This is a genomic window from Pigmentibacter ruber (assembly GCF_009792895.1).
Taxonomy (GTDB): domain Bacteria; phylum Bdellovibrionota_B; class Oligoflexia; order Silvanigrellales; family Silvanigrellaceae; genus Silvanigrella; species Silvanigrella rubra.
Genome location: NZ_WSSC01000001.1, coordinates 244,838 through 261,829, shown reverse-complemented (window position 1 = coordinate 261,829; position 16,992 = coordinate 244,838). Strand labels below are relative to the sequence as shown.

General features: G+C 29.8%; 21 protein-coding genes and 2 tRNA genes. 8 read left to right on the top strand and 15 right to left on the bottom strand.

Annotated features, from left to right (window positions below):
* Positions 1-18 precede the first annotated feature (18 nt).
* Complete coding sequence (locus tag GOY08_RS01150; RefSeq protein WP_158996729.1) at positions 19-1,041, top strand: hypothetical protein; 1,023 nt, start codon at positions 19-21, stop codon at positions 1,039-1,041.
* Positions 1,042-1,053: 12 nt separating this feature from the next.
* Here GOY08_RS01150 and GOY08_RS01145 read toward each other — a convergent pair whose 3' ends face one another.
* The 10 genes from GOY08_RS01145 to dut all read right to left on the bottom strand — a co-directional run bounded on the left by GOY08_RS01145 (position 1,054) and on the right by dut (position 7,626).
* Positions 1,054-1,794: an amidohydrolase family protein gene (locus GOY08_RS01145; protein WP_158998044.1), complete on the bottom strand. Its 741-nt coding sequence runs from the start codon at positions 1,792-1,794 to the stop codon at positions 1,054-1,056.
* 32 nt (positions 1,795-1,826) lie between these two features.
* Positions 1,827-2,453, bottom strand: coding sequence for a hypothetical protein (locus GOY08_RS01140; protein ID WP_158996728.1), 627 nt, complete (start codon positions 2,451-2,453; stop codon positions 1,827-1,829).
* Between the two features lie 302 nt (positions 2,454-2,755).
* The gene (locus GOY08_RS01135; protein WP_158996727.1) at positions 2,756-3,196 is read right to left on the bottom strand and encodes a hypothetical protein; all 441 of its coding nucleotides are present in this window, start codon (positions 3,194-3,196) and stop codon (positions 2,756-2,758) included.
* A 96-nt stretch (positions 3,197-3,292) separates the two neighbouring features.
* Positions 3,293-3,874, bottom strand: coding sequence for a hypothetical protein (locus tag GOY08_RS01130; RefSeq protein WP_158996726.1), 582 nt, complete (start codon positions 3,872-3,874; stop codon positions 3,293-3,295).
* The gene (locus GOY08_RS01125; RefSeq protein WP_158996725.1) at positions 3,874-4,947 is read right to left on the bottom strand and encodes a type I phosphomannose isomerase catalytic subunit; all 1,074 of its coding nucleotides are present in this window, start codon (positions 4,945-4,947) and stop codon (positions 3,874-3,876) included. The genes GOY08_RS01130 and GOY08_RS01125 overlap by 1 nt, the downstream gene beginning before the upstream one ends.
* Positions 4,944-5,870 (bottom strand): hypothetical protein, encoded by a 927-nt coding sequence (locus tag GOY08_RS01120; protein ID WP_158996724.1) that lies wholly within the window; start codon positions 5,868-5,870, stop codon positions 4,944-4,946. Before GOY08_RS01120 ends, GOY08_RS01125 begins: the two co-directional genes overlap by 4 nt.
* Positions 5,863-6,348 (bottom strand): type II 3-dehydroquinate dehydratase, encoded by a 486-nt coding sequence (locus GOY08_RS01115; protein WP_158996723.1) that lies wholly within the window; start codon positions 6,346-6,348, stop codon positions 5,863-5,865. Before GOY08_RS01115 ends, GOY08_RS01120 begins: the two co-directional genes overlap by 8 nt.
* A 22-nt stretch (positions 6,349-6,370) precedes the next feature.
* Positions 6,371-6,613: a hypothetical protein gene (locus GOY08_RS01110; RefSeq protein WP_158996722.1), complete on the bottom strand. Its 243-nt coding sequence runs from the start codon at positions 6,611-6,613 to the stop codon at positions 6,371-6,373.
* 111 nt (positions 6,614-6,724) lie between these two features.
* Positions 6,725-7,051, bottom strand: coding sequence for a hypothetical protein (locus GOY08_RS01105; protein ID WP_158996721.1), 327 nt, complete (start codon positions 7,049-7,051; stop codon positions 6,725-6,727).
* 119 nt (positions 7,052-7,170) lie between these two features.
* A complete protein-coding gene (gene dut / locus GOY08_RS01100) occupies positions 7,171-7,626 on the bottom strand; it encodes a dUTP diphosphatase (RefSeq protein ID WP_158996720.1) in 456 nt (151 codons plus the stop codon).
* A gap of 96 nt (positions 7,627-7,722) precedes the next feature.
* On the opposite strand from dut, the gene GOY08_RS01095 reads away from it, so the two are divergent.
* A tRNA-Trp gene (locus GOY08_RS01095) sits at positions 7,723-7,798 on the top strand.
* A gap of 32 nt (positions 7,799-7,830) precedes the next feature.
* Here the strand turns inward: GOY08_RS01095 and GOY08_RS01090 are convergent.
* Together GOY08_RS01090 and panB are read right to left on the bottom strand one after the other, a co-directional pair.
* Entirely contained in the window at positions 7,831-8,103 is a 273-nt protein-coding gene (locus tag GOY08_RS01090; protein WP_158996719.1) for a (2Fe-2S)-binding protein, read from the bottom strand.
* Between the two features lie 6 nt (positions 8,104-8,109).
* Complete coding sequence (gene panB, locus GOY08_RS01085; RefSeq protein ID WP_158996718.1) at positions 8,110-8,916, bottom strand: 3-methyl-2-oxobutanoate hydroxymethyltransferase; 807 nt, start codon at positions 8,914-8,916, stop codon at positions 8,110-8,112.
* Positions 8,917-9,050: 134 nt separating this feature from the next.
* Between panB and htpX the strand changes: the two genes are divergently transcribed.
* The 5 genes from htpX to GOY08_RS01060 all read left to right on the top strand — a co-directional run bounded on the left by htpX (position 9,051) and on the right by GOY08_RS01060 (position 14,204).
* Positions 9,051-9,950: a protease HtpX gene (gene htpX, locus GOY08_RS01080; RefSeq protein ID WP_158996717.1), complete on the top strand. Its 900-nt coding sequence runs from the start codon at positions 9,051-9,053 to the stop codon at positions 9,948-9,950.
* 102 nt (positions 9,951-10,052) lie between these two features.
* On the top strand, positions 10,053-11,186 hold the full coding sequence (locus GOY08_RS01075) for a hypothetical protein (protein ID WP_158996716.1): 1,134 nt from the start codon (positions 10,053-10,055) through the stop codon (positions 11,184-11,186).
* Positions 11,183-11,905: a hypothetical protein gene (locus tag GOY08_RS01070; RefSeq protein ID WP_158996715.1), complete on the top strand. Its 723-nt coding sequence runs from the start codon at positions 11,183-11,185 to the stop codon at positions 11,903-11,905. Before GOY08_RS01075 ends, GOY08_RS01070 begins: the two co-directional genes overlap by 4 nt.
* Before the next feature lie 68 nt (positions 11,906-11,973).
* Positions 11,974-12,795 (top strand): nitrilase-related carbon-nitrogen hydrolase, encoded by an 822-nt coding sequence (locus tag GOY08_RS01065; protein WP_158996714.1) that lies wholly within the window; start codon positions 11,974-11,976, stop codon positions 12,793-12,795.
* A 2-nt stretch (positions 12,796-12,797) separates the two neighbouring features.
* Positions 12,798-14,204: a DHA2 family efflux MFS transporter permease subunit gene (locus tag GOY08_RS01060; RefSeq protein ID WP_158996713.1), complete on the top strand. Its 1,407-nt coding sequence runs from the start codon at positions 12,798-12,800 to the stop codon at positions 14,202-14,204.
* Between the two features lie 42 nt (positions 14,205-14,246).
* Here GOY08_RS01060 and GOY08_RS01055 read toward each other — a convergent pair whose 3' ends face one another.
* Positions 14,247-15,005, bottom strand: a complete 759-nt coding sequence (locus GOY08_RS01055; RefSeq protein WP_158996712.1) for a substrate-binding periplasmic protein — start codon at positions 15,003-15,005, stop codon at positions 14,247-14,249.
* A 67-nt stretch (positions 15,006-15,072) separates the two neighbouring features.
* A complete protein-coding gene (locus GOY08_RS01050; protein WP_158996711.1) occupies positions 15,073-16,053 on the bottom strand; it encodes a YeiH family protein in 981 nt (326 codons plus the stop codon).
* A gap of 70 nt (positions 16,054-16,123) precedes the next feature.
* On the opposite strand from GOY08_RS01050, the gene GOY08_RS01045 reads away from it, so the two are divergent.
* Positions 16,124-16,206, top strand: a tRNA-Leu gene (locus tag GOY08_RS01045).
* Positions 16,207-16,366: 160 nt separating this feature from the next.
* Here GOY08_RS01045 and GOY08_RS01040 read toward each other — a convergent pair.
* Positions 16,367-16,987 (bottom strand): hypothetical protein, encoded by a 621-nt coding sequence (locus GOY08_RS01040; protein ID WP_158996710.1) that lies wholly within the window; start codon positions 16,985-16,987, stop codon positions 16,367-16,369.
* Positions 16,988-16,992: the final 5 nt, after the last annotated feature.

The window sequence follows — 16,992 nt, the reverse complement described above, 5'->3', positions numbered from 1 at the left end:
TTTGAGGTTTCTCTTTTTATGAAGAGCTCATTGAAAATATTTATTTTTATATTTTTTATTAGCTATTCATTAAAGAGTTTTTCGCAAGTTGATCCAACAATTCCACTTCAACAAAGGAATTTACAAAATAATTTAGTAAATCCTGTGATAAATGAAAATCCCTTTATTGAGCAAAAATTTCCTACACAAAATAATCAAAAAATTTTTAAAAAACCAAGTCAAAAAACAATTAACAGTAATATCAAAGATGAAAATAATAAAAATGAAAATATAAAAGAAGATGAAATTTCTGATGAAGAAAGTAATAATAAAGAGGAAAAAAAAGCTGATAAAGATGATAAAAATTCAGAAAAAAAAGATGCTGATAATGATGAAGGATTATTTGGATCAATACGTATAGGACCAATGGTAGGTTTTGGAATTATTAATGGACCAAATATAAGTATTGAATCTAAATTATGGCGTTATATAGGATTATCTGCAAGTTATAGTTATTTTAATGAATTTGATTTATTTAGATCAAAACAATTAAAGTCTATGTTAAATTCTTCTCAAGATTTTCAATTTGATACTTTGAAATTATCGTATTGGCAATATGAAGGAAAATTAAGCATATTTCCTTTTGGAGGAAGTTTTTTTATAGGAGCTGCATATGGAAAACGACAATTTTTCTTTAAATCTACAGGTAATATAAATTTAACAGTTGCAAATTTTCCTCAGAGATTAAATACCCCATTTGTTGATACGCTCGCTATTAATTCAACTTACTGGACTCCACAAATAGGACTACTTGCCACTTGGAGTGGGAGTTTTGGTTGGTTTGCAATTGGAACAGAAATTGGAGCGCAACTAACCCTAGATGTTTCTGTTGAAAATAATATAAATTTAACAGATCCAACGGTTCAGCAATATATATCTTATGCAGTTCAATCACCTGAATATGCATCCTTAAATGATCAATTAAGGAAAACTATTACTGAAAACTTAAAGGCTTATCCTATAATATATTGGAATATTTTAAAAATTGGTTGGATATTTTAAACTTACGCTAATTTACCTATAAAAACTTTGCGCATTCTTATAAAAAATTTTTTCACAAATATCATTCGCAAATGAATCAGAAATAATTTTAATATCATTTAAAGTAAAAGGTTTTGGCGCTCGTGTTGAAGGAAGATCTGTTCCAAACATAATATTATTTGGATTAACATTTACAAATTCTTTCATGGCCCCAATAGGATCAAAATTTAGTCTTCCAAAGCCAGTCGCTTTCACAAAAACACCTTTTTCAATCAACTTTTTTAATATTGGTAATCCTTCTTTGCTTAAACCCAAATGATCAATAGAACATTTAGGGATTTGCAGAATTTGTTGCTGAATAGAAGATAACTCTTTAGAGTCAATATAAATCTCAGTATGCCAACCGCACAAGGAAAATACTTTTTGGCTAAAATAAACTAAATCTTTTAAAGTTGCTGATCCACCACGTTTAATATTGAATCTTACAGCTTTAATCCCTGAAGCGTTTAAAGCTAAAATTTCATTATCAGGAGTATCAGCAGGTATTTGGGTAACACCAACAAAGTTACTACCTAATGTTTTTAAGGCATCTTGTAAGTAACTCTGATCAAATGCCTGAAATGAACCTGAAACAACAGCTCCTCCCACAAGATCAAAATGTTCTGCTGCACTAAGGTAATTTGTTGCATTAAATTCATCAGGAATAAATCCATTATTAGGAACTAATGGAAACCTTTTATCAATAATATGAAAATGGGCATCAAATATTTTAATAAAATTCTCCTTTTCAAGTCAGGAGAATAATATCATTTTTTTTGTGAAAAGAAATGATTTGTTATCATTCTTTCTACATCATATTTTGCACCACCAGCATTTGGAAACTCCTTATAATTCCAATTTGGGCAAGAAGCTGTTTTTGTCTTTGTATTTTCTAACTCATAACCTAACAAAGGCTCTGTATCACTTTCAGAATCTTTTTGATTTTCAGCTTCGACTTCAGGAGAAAGATATCTAACACTGACCAGTCCCCAACCAGGAACTGCATAACTTGATACACCAACTAATGAATAATCTTCGCCATATTGTGAAGTACAAATGTTTTTTAAATCTTCACAAAAGTTTTTTGCATCATTCGCATTTTGAAATTCATATTTTATATCTAAAACAATATTAAAATGTTTATTTAATGAAGGAGCTCCTTTGAGCCAAGTCCACTCTTCAGTTTGGGTAGTGATTTTTTTTATGCCTTTATATTTATTATTAAAATTTTCATTTTTTGTAGCCCATTTCCATTTATAAGTATTTTTTTCATTAACGCAAAATAAATACGAACCCTTGAATGTCTCTACTAAAGGTGCAAAAATATTTGCATTAGCAGAAAATGTTGTTAATATTGGAAAACTTATTAATGCTATTTTCAATACATTTTTCATAATAATTTAATCCTTATTATATAAAATAATAAATATTACGAATAATTTATATTTTTTTATAAAATAAATTAATCGTAATATTTGTTTAGCAATAATTGTACCAATTTTTTTATTTCTATTTACAATTTTAAGTGTATAATTTAAATTAATATTTTTTTTAAATTGAATTTTATTAAAATTATTTTTAAAAATTAAACTTTATTTTTTTAAATATATTAAAAAATAAAAAATTTAAAATTATATTTATTATTTTTTAATTCTAGAAGAAAAAACCTCATCTTTAAAAAGATGAGGTTGTAATTTTATCTACACAATTTATCAAGTAAATATCTTAGACCGTAAGCTCCCGTCGAAGAATTTTCTAAAGCCCAAGTATTTTTTACAGATGTCCCAAGCTCTATAGTATCTTGTTTTCCTAAATCATTGAAGTAATATGCTTGATAAACAACTGTTCCCAAGTCTGTTGGTACCACATTTCTTTTTATGACAGCATTTTTGGCATCGTTTAGCATTAAATTAATTCCACCACCAAAAGAAATCGGTTTTTCTTGAACAACTGCTGCAAAACCAGCAATATATCTCATTTTCACTTTATTTTGATAAACAGTGCATTCTATTGCTGTATTGTATCCAGCAGCTACCTTACCCGTTGCTGTTACTTTAGATAACAATGGCAATTCATCCGCTGCAAAGACAGAATAAGGTAACAAAATTGAACTTAAAAATAATTTATTAATATTCATTTTTTCCTCTTTTTTCAATGATTAATCATAACAGTAATAACGTACTATTTCATTTTAAAAAAAGATGCAACTAAAATTTGTTTTATTCTATTTTTTTTAAGTAACTTTTTGGACTACTTTTTCAGCAATTTTTGCAAAGGTTTCCATAACTCCTAAACCTTGAATTGCGACAGATTGAACACAATCAGAAGAATCTAGATTATAATTTTTTTGGAGAGTTTCTAATGGAAGAGCATCATAAGAATCAGAATGATTCATTTGATAAATAATAGGAATTTGTTTAAAATCAAGTTGAATAGAATCAAACATTTTTTTAACTTCAGTAATAAAAGAAAGATTTTTATCCAAAAAACGAACTCTGCTATCAATTACATTAACAATACCATCTATACCTAATAATAAGCTAATATTTACTGTAGGCCATAATTGATGTGAAGGAAGTGTATAAAGATGAATTCGAGCATTCCTTTCAGCTATTTTGCCATAACTAACAGGAAGAAAATCAAAAAAATTGTTCCTGGGTAATTCTGCAATTATATCATTTAATTCAATGCTACTATCATTAGCCATTGTTTCACAAAATAGCGCTTGAATATTTGCAGTCTTCCCTGCATTTTTACTCCCAATATATAATACTTTAAAATGAATATCACCCGTTGCTTCGTTAATAAAAGCCATTAAATAACCTCATCATTCAATGCAAAAAAAGCAATTTTAGGTTGTTCTCTATATTTTTCTTTCATACTTAGTGACAGCTCTTTAACTTCAGCAGAAATAAGAAGGCTTTCTCCACCTTGTAGAGTTATGGCCTCTTGAGTTGTTTCCAACTTCACTTCTCCACCCCAGACAGTAGCTAAAGTAAAGCTATCTTTTTCAATAGAAGTATAACCTGTTTTTTGTTGATTATAAAAAATTTGGAGTGAAAAAGGATTATATTGATTTCCATGAAATACTTTTCCATTTTCCATTTTCTGAATCAATAGTTTTTCTAAATCTTTTCCTCTTGGAAGATTCCAATCAATTGCCATTAAAGATTCGTTCACATGCAATTCTCTAGGTTTACCCTGATCAGAACGTATTCCATTTTCATCATACAATCTTTTCCAATCAGAAATTCTCCAAGTTTTACCTGATTTTTTTGGCAAAACATATTGTGGTTCAGCCAAAAATACTCCAGGCCCTACAGCATGAACACAACCTGGAGGGACTGAAATATAATCATACATTTTTGGATAATATTTATTTAGACACTTTTCTAATTCATCATTTAGTAAGTATTCTATAATTTCTTGCTTAGAAAGCTCTTCTTTAAATCCTAAATAAACATAGCCATTTTTTTCAACATTTAAGATTAACCAGCTTTCTGGCTTACCACATTCATTTTCAGAAAGTAACGGATTTCCATTTTTAGGATGTAATTGAACAGATAAATTATCATTAGCATGCAACCACTTTAGCAATAATGGAGAATGAGCTCCATATTTATTTGCTACTTTTTCTCCTAAAATTAAGGATGAATTCTTCTGCAAAATGTCTGTTAATGGAATTTTATCTTGTTCATTTATGCAAACAAAAGATGGATAACTTTTATCGGTTGATATCTCCCAGCTTTCCCCAATAAAATTTGGAATAACTGCATTTGCTTTTGGAAAATAGGTTTTCTTTAGGGCAGATATTTGAGTCCCTCCCCAAGGAGTTTTAACAATAGGAACAAAATTAAAAGGATCAACTTTAAAAAAATGTGAAGTCATTTGGTCAAAAGCTCTCTTAAATTCTCATAATTTTCTCTGGCTTCTCTAAAACGATCTTGAGATCCTCCTTTATCAGGATGAAAATACTTTGCCTTTTCTAAAAATCGTTTTCTAAGCTCTTCCCCGCCTACAATTTTTAATTCTTCTAAAGTTGAAAAGCTATAAAAATTTAAAAGATCTTTAATTTTTTCGGGACTAATTGTTGCTTGTTTTTTTCTCCGAAATGATTCATCAAAATAATGGAAAAAATTATCTAAAATTTTCTTCAAAGATTCTTCATCAATTTCTTTAAAATTATGAATGTTTAGATAAAATTGAGCTATTTTTGCTTGCACCGAACATTCACTATAAATTTCTTCTCCCCAAAATTTTTCTCTCAAATGATTACTACAAAATAATTCACTAGTGACATGGTTACAAAAAGGGAGACTATACGCATCAAATGCTCTGCAATAAGTAACGTCTCTTAACACAAAATGACAACCAACAGCAGAAAATCCTACAATTGGAATGGACTTTGCTTGTCCCCAAAAATTTGGATGCAAATAGTTTTCTAACTCTTGATAATTTAAAGAAAACTCTTTTCCAAAAAGAATATCGTATTCATTTTTTACTGAAAGATAAGATGAACTTCTTAATAATTTAAGCGCAGATAGATGAAATAATGAGTTAAGTTCAACTATTTTATGTCTTAAGGCAAAAATAAACGCAAGTAAATTTAAATTTCCGCTCCCAAACATTTTACTTGAAATTTCTTTAGGCAAAATTTTTCTTAAAATATCTGAGTCGGAAATTTTTGAGATTTCAGCATGCTTTAAAGCTTGTGTTTCATGATGAAATTGAAATTCTTGAAACAAATTTTTTTCTTTGAAAACGAGAATCAAAGACTCTAATGAAATTATTTTAAGCAATTGCTCAAACATTTTCTTCCAGCTCAAATATTTTATGTAGCGCAGCTATATAACCATATGATCCTAGCCCTGAAACCACTCCATTGGCAATAGGACTAATATATGACTTATGACGGAATTCTTCTCTGGCAAAAATGTTACTTAAATGCACTTCAAAAATGGGAATATTTTCCTGCCTGAAAACTTCTAGAGAATCTCTTAGCGCAATACTTGTATGTGTATAACCTGCTGGATTAATAATAATTCCTGCTAATCTTTTATTAATTTTTTCTTTTTTAGAACTGCAATATTCAATATATTTTTCATTGAGAAAGTTAATAATTTCACCTTCCACATTGTGTTGAAAATCATCTACTTTTATCTTCTTTTCTTTTGCAATACTTTTTATTTCGTCAAGAATATTTGCTAATGTCTTAGTCCCATAAAGATGCGGTTGTCGTTTTCCTAAAATTCCTAAATTTGGTCCATTGATAACTAAAATAGTATTCATTTTTTTCCTATATTATATTTTATTAATAATTATTAATACGCATTTTGATTTCAATTTTTTCAAGAATTTTTGTAAGTACTTCTATTTTTTTTAATCTAACTTGCTCTTTATTTTTATAAATATCAACATTTTCTTTTATTTTTAGAAAAGTTTCATCTTCAAAAATAAGCTTATTTTTTTCAAAAGCAAAAAAATCTTTCAATGATTTAATTCTATGAAAAACTTTTAATCTGTCATAGTTTTGATTTAAAAATAAATGATTCATTCAAAACCCTTTAAAATTTATCAAGCATTTTCATCTTAACAATTTAGGAACAAAGGGCAAGATAGATAATTGGTAAAATTTTTCCTACTAAAAAATATATAGAAATATTTGTTACGCTACCTGATTTGAGCCTGATGGTTTTGAAGGGAAATGAGTGGTATAAAGTTCTTGAATTTTTGGATTAAAAATTTTTGCCCAATGATAAATATAGTGTCTGGTTGTATTACTTGTTAAAGGATGAAATACTATTTTATCAATAGTTCCATTTTCAAGACAATTGATAACATCATCAAAATTATAACAAATATTTTTTGCTGCACAAAATATTCTTTGTCCAGATGGAACATTTTCAGGAATAAAATAAATTGTTTTATCCAAAGAAACAGGAACAGGCTCTTCAGATTCTGTTACATTATTTTTTTTAGATTTTTTGGGCATTGCGCCGGGCTCCTGAATCTTTAATGAATTAATGATCTTGCCGCTAGCATCGTTCCGAAAGTTGCTGAAGTTTAACCAATATTGACTAATCAGTCAAGACTTCTTGGGAAAAATCTTTGCTAATTTTTCCCACTGGAGCCAAATCCACCAGCCCCTCTTTCAACTCTTTTGACATGAATTCCAGGCAATTGAAGAACTAAAGCACAAACGCCTTGTGCAATTCTATCTCCAACTTGAACGGAAAAATCGACTTTTGAGTGGTTAATAAGCGTTACCATAATTTCCCCTCTATAATCGGCATCAATGGTACTTGGTGAATTTAATACAGTTATTCCTTGCTTTAATGCTAAACCGCTTCTGGGACGAATTTGAATTTCAGGAATAACTTGATAATCAAGATTTCCCACTTTTAATTTTTGTTCACTTACAGATTCAACTATTCGCAATCCTGTTTTGATTAGTCTCCATTCCCCTGGAGGAATACTTGTATTTTCATTGGCACAGATATCAAATCCTGCTGACTGACTTGTCGCATAAAATATTTCACCAATTCCTGAATGTTCCAATTTTAACATGTATTTACCCTTACTTGATAATCTTAATTTCTAAATGAAGTCACATTCAAAGCTTGACCTCTTACTCTACAACTGATATTCGAAAAGTTCTCAGGTAGGTCAGTAGCTCCAATGGTAGAGCGGCTGATTCCAAATCAGCTTGTTGGGGGTTCGAGTCCCTCCTGGCCTGCCACTTGTTGTCTCTATCAGCACAGCCTGAGCATCTCAATAACACATATCATCATCTTCTATCTCTGTCTTATATGGTTCTATAATAGGTTTACCTTTATTTTCAATTAACTTATCTATAACAGGACCACAACGAGTGGCCTTACAACCACCACTTCCACTCCCTGTTGCGGTATTTACTTTATCTCTTGTATCAGCACCTTTTGTAATTGCTTCGCAAATTTTACCTTGCTTAATACCTTTACAAATACACACAACTTTAATTTTTGCTTTGATTTCTTCAATGGAGAGTTTTTTTTCACTATTCATGCAAAATTACTCATTTTCGCTAATTTTGTTTACTACATCATTACAATAATTATCTAATGAATGAACAATAGATTCTTCTAATTCCAAATAATGTTTTAAAAACTTTGGTTTAAAATTCTTATTCATTCCAAGCATATCTTGTAATACAAGAATATTCCCGTCACAATGATTTCCTGAACCAATCCCTATTGTTGGAATTTTTAATGCTTTTGACAACTCTTCTGCTAGATTTGGAGTTATCAGCTCTAGAACAATTGCAAAGCATCCAGCATTTTGAAGAAGCTTTGCTTCCTTTAAAAGCCTTTTTTTATCGCTTTCATTTTTGCCCTGTATTTTGTACCCACCTAAAGCATGCACACTTTGTGGCATTAATCCTATGTGACCCATAACAGGAATTCCATGCCTTGTTAAATGATTGATTTGTTCACAAATTTCAGATGTTGCCCCCTCAATTTTGACTGCTTCAGCCCCCGACTGCATAAGTAGTCCAGCATTTTCCATCGTTTCCTTGATAGAAATTCCTACACTTAAAAAAGGCATATCACCTATTAAAAGAGGTGTTTGTAATGAATTTCTAACACACTTAATGTGATATGACATTTGTTTTACAGTTACAGGTAAAGTTGAATTTTTACCTTGTATCACATTTCCCAAACTATCTCCCACCAACACAATGTCCATTTTAGAAAGCTCAATTAATCTTGCAAAAGACGCGTCATAACAGGTAATTGCAGAAATTTTAACACCTTTTTTCTTCATTTCGAGAAAATCATGAATACGTACTTTTTTTCTTTTTTTATCAATGATTGACATTTTAGTTTCTGAATACACCATATTAAAGAACCTTTTATGTTGCAAGAAATTCGACCGAAAAACGTTCATATCTTTCGACATCAGGTTTTTTATAGTATATTTGAAACTGGTTTTATAGAGGAGGAAATATCAGCATGTTTAAAAGAATATTTCTTTTCATGATGGTAAATATTTTAGTCATGGTGACAATTTCCATTGTCACATCTTTGCTTGGTGTAAATCATTATATGTCAGCAAGAGGAATTAATTATTCCTCTCTTATGATATTTTGTCTAATTTGGGGCTTTGGTGGAGCCTTTATTAGCCTTGCTATATCACGTTGGATAGCAAAGTTTTCGATGGGAATTAAACCAATAGATCCAGAAAACTGTACGCCAACAGAAAGAAATCTTTACAACAGAGTTGCAAAATTAGCACAAAAAGCTGGATTACCTAATACTCCTGAAGTTGGTATTTATGAAAGTGCAGAATTAAATGCTTTTGCAACTGGTCCTTCGAAAAAAAGATCACTCGTGGCAGTTTCCACAGGTCTTTTAGAAAGAATGGATCAACAAGAAGTAGAAGGGGTACTGGCTCATGAAATTTCACACATTGCTAATGGCGACATGGTCACCATGACTCTTATTCAAGGTGTCGTGAATGCCTTTGTCATGTTTTTTGCTAGAATTATCGCTTTCGCAACCACCCAATTTGTTAAAGATGACATCCGCCCATTAGTAAACATGATAGTGGTAATTGTCCTTGAAATATTGTTTAGTATTTTAGGTTCAATTGTAATAGCTTGGTTTTCAAGAATGCGTGAGTTTAAAGCAGATTTAGGTGGTGCACAATTAGCTGGTAAATCAAGTATGATCGCAGCTTTGGCGGCATTACAAAGAGTATATGAGAATCCCTTACCTGAAGGTGAGGAAACTCCTAAATCAATTGCAGCTTTTAAGATTTCTAATAAATCTTCTTTATTACATATTTTCTCAACTCACCCTCCGCTTGATGTTCGCATTCAAGCTTTGAAACAAAATAATTTAATTATGTGAGTTAGTTTGTCATTTTTTATTCTTAGTAGGAACTTAAGTTAATTAAGTTCCTTTTTTTTGTTCCGAATTTTCAACAACTAGAAATACTATTAAGGAAAATCCATGCTTGGATTTAACGGAACAAAAATTTTTTTTAAATACAGGAAAATAATATTTAATATATTACTCATCAATGTTTTTTTTATGCAAATAAATGGATATGCTCAAGAACTACAACGAGAATTTCGATCAGCCGAATTTCTTGGAAAAGGAGATGTTGGTATTGCAACAGCAAAAGGAATGGATGCTGTTTTTTACAATCCAGCAGGAATAGCACAAGGAAAAGGTATTTTAAGTGAAATTGTTGCTGTAAGCCCTCAACTAGAAGGAACACAAAACTTAAAACAATTGTATGATAGTTATAATGGAGGCAATAAGAGTGCCTTACAAGTTTTAGCTGAAAATCAAAATAGTGTTTTTAGTGCTGCTGCTCAAAACTATTCTGGAGTCATTTTTAGAAAAATTGCCTTAGGTTTTATGGACAGAGCAAATGCAAATGCTTTTGAAGGAATTGATCCAAATACAGGAGTTCCGACCGCAAATATCTATGCAGCAAATAGAACAGGTGTTTATTTAACTCTCGCACATGATTTTTTAAATGAAAGATTGTATTTTGGTATGAATGGCAAGTTCCTACAAAAAAAGGAACTAAATCTATCTATTTCCGCATTAAGTGCTGAATCTCAACTATCAAATAGTGGATTATCAACTGTAATAAATAATAACTTAAATCAAGGTTCTGGCGTAGGAGCTGATTTAGGTACAATGCTTATTTTAAGTAAGGAATACTCAACTCAACTAGGAATTGTTTGTAGAAATATTGGCATGCAATATCGATGGGTTCCTGATGGAAATAATCAACCAACCGCAGAACCCACTGTCTTAGATGCAGGTTTTAGCACTTCTTTTGGTACAAAAAAAAGCAAAGTAACAGTTTCTACTGATTTGAGAGACGTAACAAATAATCAAAATGTTGTAATTTCTAAAAGAATTCACATGGGTCTTGAATATTCATTATTAGAACAATTTGGAATAACAACTGGTATTAATCAGGGCTATCCTACATTTGGAGTATTTTTTAATGCAAAAGTTATTAAAGTAGAAACGGGAATTTACACAGAAGAAATAGGTTCAAGAGCGGGTGAATATCCGAGCCAAAGAATTTATGGACGAATTGTACTTGGGTGGTTGCTATGAGAAAAAAACTTATTGTCATTCGAAATAAAATATTTTTAATATTTATAAATATACTTATTACCAGTTGTGGAAATAATGGAAATTTATTTTCAGACCTACCACAACGTGATACCAAACAAAAAGCTGAAGATGCTATTAATTCAGGTGATTATAATTCTTCAATTAGTTTATTAGAACCTTATGTATCTGCTAATTCTAGCGACCAGCAGGCAATAGGATTACTATCAACGTCTTATTTACTAGCTGCAGGAATAAATATTTTAAATATGGCAGTTTCAATTATAAGTAATAACGGAAGCTATAAAAATAATTTACAAACTGTCTTAGCAATTATGCCATCAGCTTCACAAAACAATATTAGTCTAGTAACAAAAGCCGTAAATACTTTAAGTTTAATTCCCTCAAGTCAAAGAAACTCTAACCAAAATTATATGTTAGCAATTGCCAATGCAAGTTTAGCTATGCTAACTATAAAAGCAGACTGTTTAAATACAGCTGGTTCCATTTCTACTACCTTAACATCGGCTATGAGCACCACAGATGCTACAAATATTTATAATTACTTAAGCTCAGCTCAAACAATCTTTAATAGCGCAGGTATTTCTTCAGGAAATAGCTCTGGTTCAGGAATTTTAGCAAACTTTATAAATCAAATTAATTCTACAACCGGTGGAACAAATTCGGCAAAAGTTATTAATTTCATTAATTCACAGGCTTAACTAAGACAAAATCTACTAGCCTTTTTTATTGAAAAAGTTTACAAATAATTTTCTAAAGGAGGCTTAAAATGTTAATTTCATGTATTCAAACTAATCCACAAAATGACGTTAAAGAAAATGTAAAAAATATAATTTCACAAATTAAAATAGCTGCCAAAGATGGTTCAGAAATAATTGTGTTGCCAGAAATGTTTAGTTATATGGGTGATGAAAAACAAAGGAAACAGACCAAAAGTAAGATTAATGAAGATATCTTTAAAGAACTCCAAGAAGTATCTAAAGAAAATAAAATAATTTTGGTAGCTGGAAGTCACTCAGAAGAAATTGCTGGTAATCCAGAAAAGGTTTTTAACACTTGCGTTACTTACAATAAGTCTGGAGAAATAATTTCAATTTACAGAAAGTTACATTTATTTAATTTAAAAGATACAGATGGGAAACCTCTATATTGCGAAAGTAATTCTTATGAATATGGTTCTATGGCAGAAGACTACACTTTAGTCACTTCTGAAGGTAATTGGAAAGCTTTAAACATAATTTGTTACGATTTAAGGTTCCCTGAAAATATAAGAAATCAAAAAAACTTTCCATTTGATATTATTTTTGTTCCCGCTGCATTTACTTGGCAGACTGGTAAAGAACACTGGGAAATTTTATTACGAGCTAGAGCAATTGAAAATCAATGTTATGTTGTTGCTTGCAATCAAACAGGATTTTTCTATAATAACCAGAAGAGAAACTATGGAAACAGTATGGTAATTGATCCTTGGGGGCAAATAGTTGCAAGAATGGATGAAGAAGTTGGAATTTTATCAGCACAAATAAGTAAAGATAAAATTTTAGAGTCACGTGCAAAATTACCTGCAATAGTTGATAGGAAAATTAAGTAACAATGTCATTTCCATTAAATAAACAAGTAATTATTTGGATTCTTGCTTCTGCTTTGTTTATGGAAATGATGGATGCTACTATTTTAAATACGGCCATACCCAATATTTCACTTGCATTTAATACCAACCCAGTAAATTTAAAATTAGCAATTACAAGCTATCTTATTAGTTTAGCTATTTTTATTCCTATCAGTGGTTGGGCTGCAGATAATTATGGAACAAAAAATGTTTTTTCAACTTCCATAATCGTCTTTTCTATCAGCTCAATTTTTTGCGGACTTTCAAATTCATTACTAGAGTTATCTATCTTTAGAGCATTGCAAGGATTTGGCGCTGCAATGATGACTCCTGTAGCAAGACTTATCATGGTGCGTGTTTTCCCACCATCAGAATTAGTTAAAGCAACAATGTATATTTTTTTACCTGCTTTAACAGGACCAATACTAGGTCCTTTAGTTGGCGGTCTAATTACCACTTATACAACATGGCGTTGGGTATTTTTTATCAATATTCCAATTGGAATTATAACTTTTATTTTAGCACAAAAATATATAATTAATGAACAATCTGAACATAAAATAAAACCAGATTTCCTAGGATTTTTTTTAATAGGAACTTCTCTATCTTGTTTTGCAATTTCTATGGAATTTATAGGTGAATCTATTTTACCTACTTTAATTTTAAAAGTTCTTTTATCAATAGGATTAATAACTTTTATTATGTTCATATTCCATGCAATTCATTATAAAGAAAAATCTATTTTAAATTTGCAATTGTTTAAAATTAGAACTTATCGGATAGGAGTCTTAGGAAACTTTATATCTTATATTGCAACAGGTGGTGTTTCTTTTTTATTACCCTTATTATTTCAATTGCAATTTCAATACTCGCCTATAAAATCTGGTTTACTTATAGCACCAATGGCAATTGGAGCTTTTACAATGCGAGGAATTTCGTCTCGATTTATTAAAAAATTTGGATTTAAAAAAATTATCGCCGCTTCTCCTTTTGGAATTTCTTTTGCATTATTGCTTATAGCTCAAATAGAGCATACTAGTAGCTATTTATATATTTGCATATCCTGTTTTCTTTTAGGGTTTTTTAATATCTTACTATTTTCCAGCAATGGACCTTTAATTTATGTTGATGTCCCAAAAAATAAATCAGCAAACGCAACTAGTTTAGATATTACTATAAGACAATTTACTTCAGGAATTTCTGTTGGTTTTGTTTCTTTTTTACTTTTAACATTTTTAGATTCTCTAAAAACAGATATTTTTAAATTTGATGGCTTAAAAGCATTCCATTACACCTTATATATTTTAGCTGGTATAATATTATTGCAAGTTTTCGTAGGTTTTGGTCTCAAAACCTACGATGGGGAAAATGCATCAAAAAATGCAACTTAAACAACAAACCAAATTCGTACTAATTAAAAAGGGCTTAGTTCACTATAAATTTAAATTCTTACTTACAATTCCTTCATACTCTCCAGAATTTTTCATTGACATAAGAAGATGATCAATTTTTAATTTTAATTGAGTATAATCTCTTTTTTTACTAAATCCAAGATAACTTTTTATCGTTTCTACTTTAGGGCTTAGTTTTTGATAATTTTTCACATCCATGTTTAATTTTTTCATCAGATATTCTATCACTTTTTCACTTCCTACAATCACATCATATCTATCAGATTGTAATTTTAATAGACATTTCTCGTAATCCCAACTCTCTTCTATAGTAAGATTATTTTCTTTTACACCTTTTACAAAACCATCTCCATAATAAGCACCTCTAGTATATCCTATTGTTTTATTTTTTAAATTCTTATACTCACCATTAAAAACTAAATCATTGCTTTTTTTCTTAAAAAATACCATGTTTTGTAAAATTAAAGGTTCTTTATTATAGGTCATAATTTTATCTCTTTCAGGGGACTTATTAACTGTAAAAATAATATCTGCCTTACCTATTTCAATTTCCTTATGTGAACGGTTCCATGGCTGTATAATAATTTCATATTTTATTTTTAATTTGCTAAAAATGTACTTAACTAGTTCAGCAGAAGCACCTTTAATAACATTATTATCCTGATATATATAAGGAGGATAATCTCTGGTTACTATAATTAATTTTTTTTGTTCCGCAAAGGTATTAAAATGAATGAAAAAAAATGTTACAAGAATAATTTTTCTCAAGTATATAGACATGCAAAAACCTCTTTTTTAATTCATGTAAATCACTTAGGAAAATATTATCATTTTTTTTGAAAAAAATTTAAATACTAATGATTCCAACAATTATTAGCTGTAGAGTAATTATTGAAATAAGAGCCCATAAAATACCACCTAGAATAAAAGGTCTAAATCCAACTTTTTTAATAACTTCTTTTGTTAAATTTGTCCCAATTAAAAATAAAGTAAGAACAAGTAACTTTTTAGATATTGAATTTAATTGTGATCCATATTCATTCACAATTGGTATCCATGTAGCCGCTGCAGCTGCCATTAAAAATCCTAAAATAAACCATGGCCTATTCTTTTTTTGTTTTTCAGGTTTGTTTTCTACCGCTTTAAAATTTTTTTTGTCATAAAAGTAAGATATTATAACCGCAAATGGTATTATCCAAAGAGCCCTCCCTAGCTTGACTGTAGTCGCAATTGCTAATGCCTTCTCTCCGTATTGATAACTTGCTCCAATCACCGAACTGGTATCATGAATAGCAAGTGCACTCCATAAGCCAAATTGCTCTTGGGTAAGGTTAAAAAAGCTTCCTATTTGAGGAAATATAAATAAGGCTAAAGCATTATATAAAAACACCACAGCTAATGAAGCACTTATGGCTGTACTAGACGCTTTTATGGATTGAGATAAAACAGCTATTGCACTTCCACCACAAATAGCCGTGCCAAATGAAACAAGTGATGATTGTTCAGAGTTTATTTTTAAATATTTTCCTAAAACATAACCAACTAAAATTGTTAATAAAATACCAATAATAGAATAGAATAACCCTGTCCGCCCCACATTTAATACAGTTATTAAATTCATTCCAAAACCAAGGCCTACAATTGACCAGCTTAAGAACCTTTTACTCCACAATTGAGTCAAAGATTGATACTTATTACCAAAAAATAGGGAATAAAAAATCCCTAAAACAAAGGCAAGAGTTCCATCTAATTTTGAAAAACTTGGAAAAAATTGCGGAAAAAGAAAAACTACAATTATAAATAAGAAAAAAACTATGCTGTTTATCATTAAGACTTCCTAATTTAATATGCAATACAAGTTGACCTTTCAGCTTGCTTGAGGTAGTAAGGCCTTCACTGCGGATGTGGTGAAATTGGTAGACACGCACGTTTGAGGGGCGTGTGCGCAAGCATGGCGGTTCGAGTCCGCCCATCCGCACCATTTTATTTTTCATAAAAAAAGCTTTTATTTTATAAAGCAGTTATTCAGATTAGTCCACTTCAAGTTTTAGTCATTTATCCCTAATTGCAATATTTTTAATAAATTACTTTATTTTTTGTCTAGTCGTAGAATTTTTTGTATTTTTTCTTAATTATATATTTTACGCTGGTTTATTTACTTTTGCCAATTCTATTATTTCAATAATTACCTTATTTTCGGTATTTTCTTTGATATTATTCGCTTTTTCGATTTCACTTTTTACTTTTGAAATACTTATATTTGGTGAAAATTGAATAAAGTAAACTCCAATATTTTTTACTGATTTTGTGACTTTATAATCAGTACTATTAGGTAATATTAAATTTTTGCTTGGTTGAATTTTAACAATAACTGTATGTGTAATAATACCAAAATTACTTGTATTTTTATTATAAACTACTTCATAATTAATCTTTGTTTTATCTTTATTTTCTTCGTCAGAGATTGCATCTTTTTTATGAATTACGAAATTATCTATGACAAGCTGATCATCTTTTATATAAACATCATTTTTATCACTTTGAAAATTAGCTTTTTTTTCCGCCACAATATTATTATAAGTCATAAAAATATTATTATCTTGCGCAATACTTTCTTTTTCATACTGTTTTATAGATTCAGAATAGTTTTTTTGAATAACCGAAGGAGAATCTGTTTGTGCTGAAGAATTTCTATCTAAATTTTTACAACTGGTAATTAATAATAATAGCATCCAAAAAGCAGAAAAATGTAATATATTCATAACTC

What these genes read in the sequence shown, in the direction of transcription:
- GOY08_RS01150 (WP_158996729.1), top strand. Translation starts at nt 19, where the DNA reads ATGAAGAGCTCATTGAAAATATTTATTTTTATATTTTTTATTAGCTAT.
- GOY08_RS01140 (WP_158996728.1), bottom strand. Translation starts at nt 2,453, where the DNA reads ATGAAAAATGTATTGAAAATAGCATTAATAAGTTTTCCAATATTAACA.
- GOY08_RS01135 (WP_158996727.1), bottom strand. Translation starts at nt 3,196, where the DNA reads ATGAATATTAATAAATTATTTTTAAGTTCAATTTTGTTACCTTATTCT.
- GOY08_RS01130 (WP_158996726.1), bottom strand. Translation starts at nt 3,874, where the DNA reads ATGGCTTTTATTAACGAAGCAACGGGTGATATTCATTTTAAAGTATTA.
- GOY08_RS01125 (WP_158996725.1), bottom strand. Translation starts at nt 4,947, where the DNA reads ATGACTTCACATTTTTTTAAAGTTGATCCTTTTAATTTTGTTCCTATT.
- GOY08_RS01120 (WP_158996724.1), bottom strand. Translation starts at nt 5,870, where the DNA reads ATGTTTGAGCAATTGCTTAAAATAATTTCATTAGAGTCTTTGATTCTC.
- GOY08_RS01115 (WP_158996723.1), bottom strand. Translation starts at nt 6,348, where the DNA reads ATGAATACTATTTTAGTTATCAATGGACCAAATTTAGGAATTTTAGGA.
- GOY08_RS01110 (WP_158996722.1), bottom strand. Translation starts at nt 6,613, where the DNA reads ATGAATCATTTATTTTTAAATCAAAACTATGACAGATTAAAAGTTTTT.
- GOY08_RS01105 (WP_158996721.1), bottom strand. Translation starts at nt 7,051, where the DNA reads ATGCCCAAAAAATCTAAAAAAAATAATGTAACAGAATCTGAAGAGCCT.
- dut (WP_158996720.1), bottom strand. Translation starts at nt 7,626, where the DNA reads ATGTTAAAATTGGAACATTCAGGAATTGGTGAAATATTTTATGCGACA.
- GOY08_RS01090 (WP_158996719.1), bottom strand. Translation starts at nt 8,103, where the DNA reads ATGAATAGTGAAAAAAAACTCTCCATTGAAGAAATCAAAGCAAAAATT.
- panB (WP_158996718.1), bottom strand. Translation starts at nt 8,916, where the DNA reads ATGTCAATCATTGATAAAAAAAGAAAAAAAGTACGTATTCATGATTTT.
- htpX (WP_158996717.1), top strand. Translation starts at nt 9,051, where the DNA reads ATGTTTAAAAGAATATTTCTTTTCATGATGGTAAATATTTTAGTCATG.
- GOY08_RS01075 (WP_158996716.1), top strand. Translation starts at nt 10,053, where the DNA reads ATGCTTGGATTTAACGGAACAAAAATTTTTTTTAAATACAGGAAAATA.
- GOY08_RS01070 (WP_158996715.1), top strand. Translation starts at nt 11,183, where the DNA reads ATGAGAAAAAAACTTATTGTCATTCGAAATAAAATATTTTTAATATTT.
- GOY08_RS01065 (WP_158996714.1), top strand. Translation starts at nt 11,974, where the DNA reads ATGTTAATTTCATGTATTCAAACTAATCCACAAAATGACGTTAAAGAA.
- GOY08_RS01060 (WP_158996713.1), top strand. Translation starts at nt 12,798, where the DNA reads ATGTCATTTCCATTAAATAAACAAGTAATTATTTGGATTCTTGCTTCT.
- GOY08_RS01055 (WP_158996712.1), bottom strand. Translation starts at nt 15,005, where the DNA reads ATGTCTATATACTTGAGAAAAATTATTCTTGTAACATTTTTTTTCATT.
- GOY08_RS01050 (WP_158996711.1), bottom strand. Translation starts at nt 16,053, where the DNA reads ATGATAAACAGCATAGTTTTTTTCTTATTTATAATTGTAGTTTTTCTT.
- GOY08_RS01040 (WP_158996710.1), bottom strand. Translation starts at nt 16,987, where the DNA reads ATGAATATATTACATTTTTCTGCTTTTTGGATGCTATTATTATTAATT.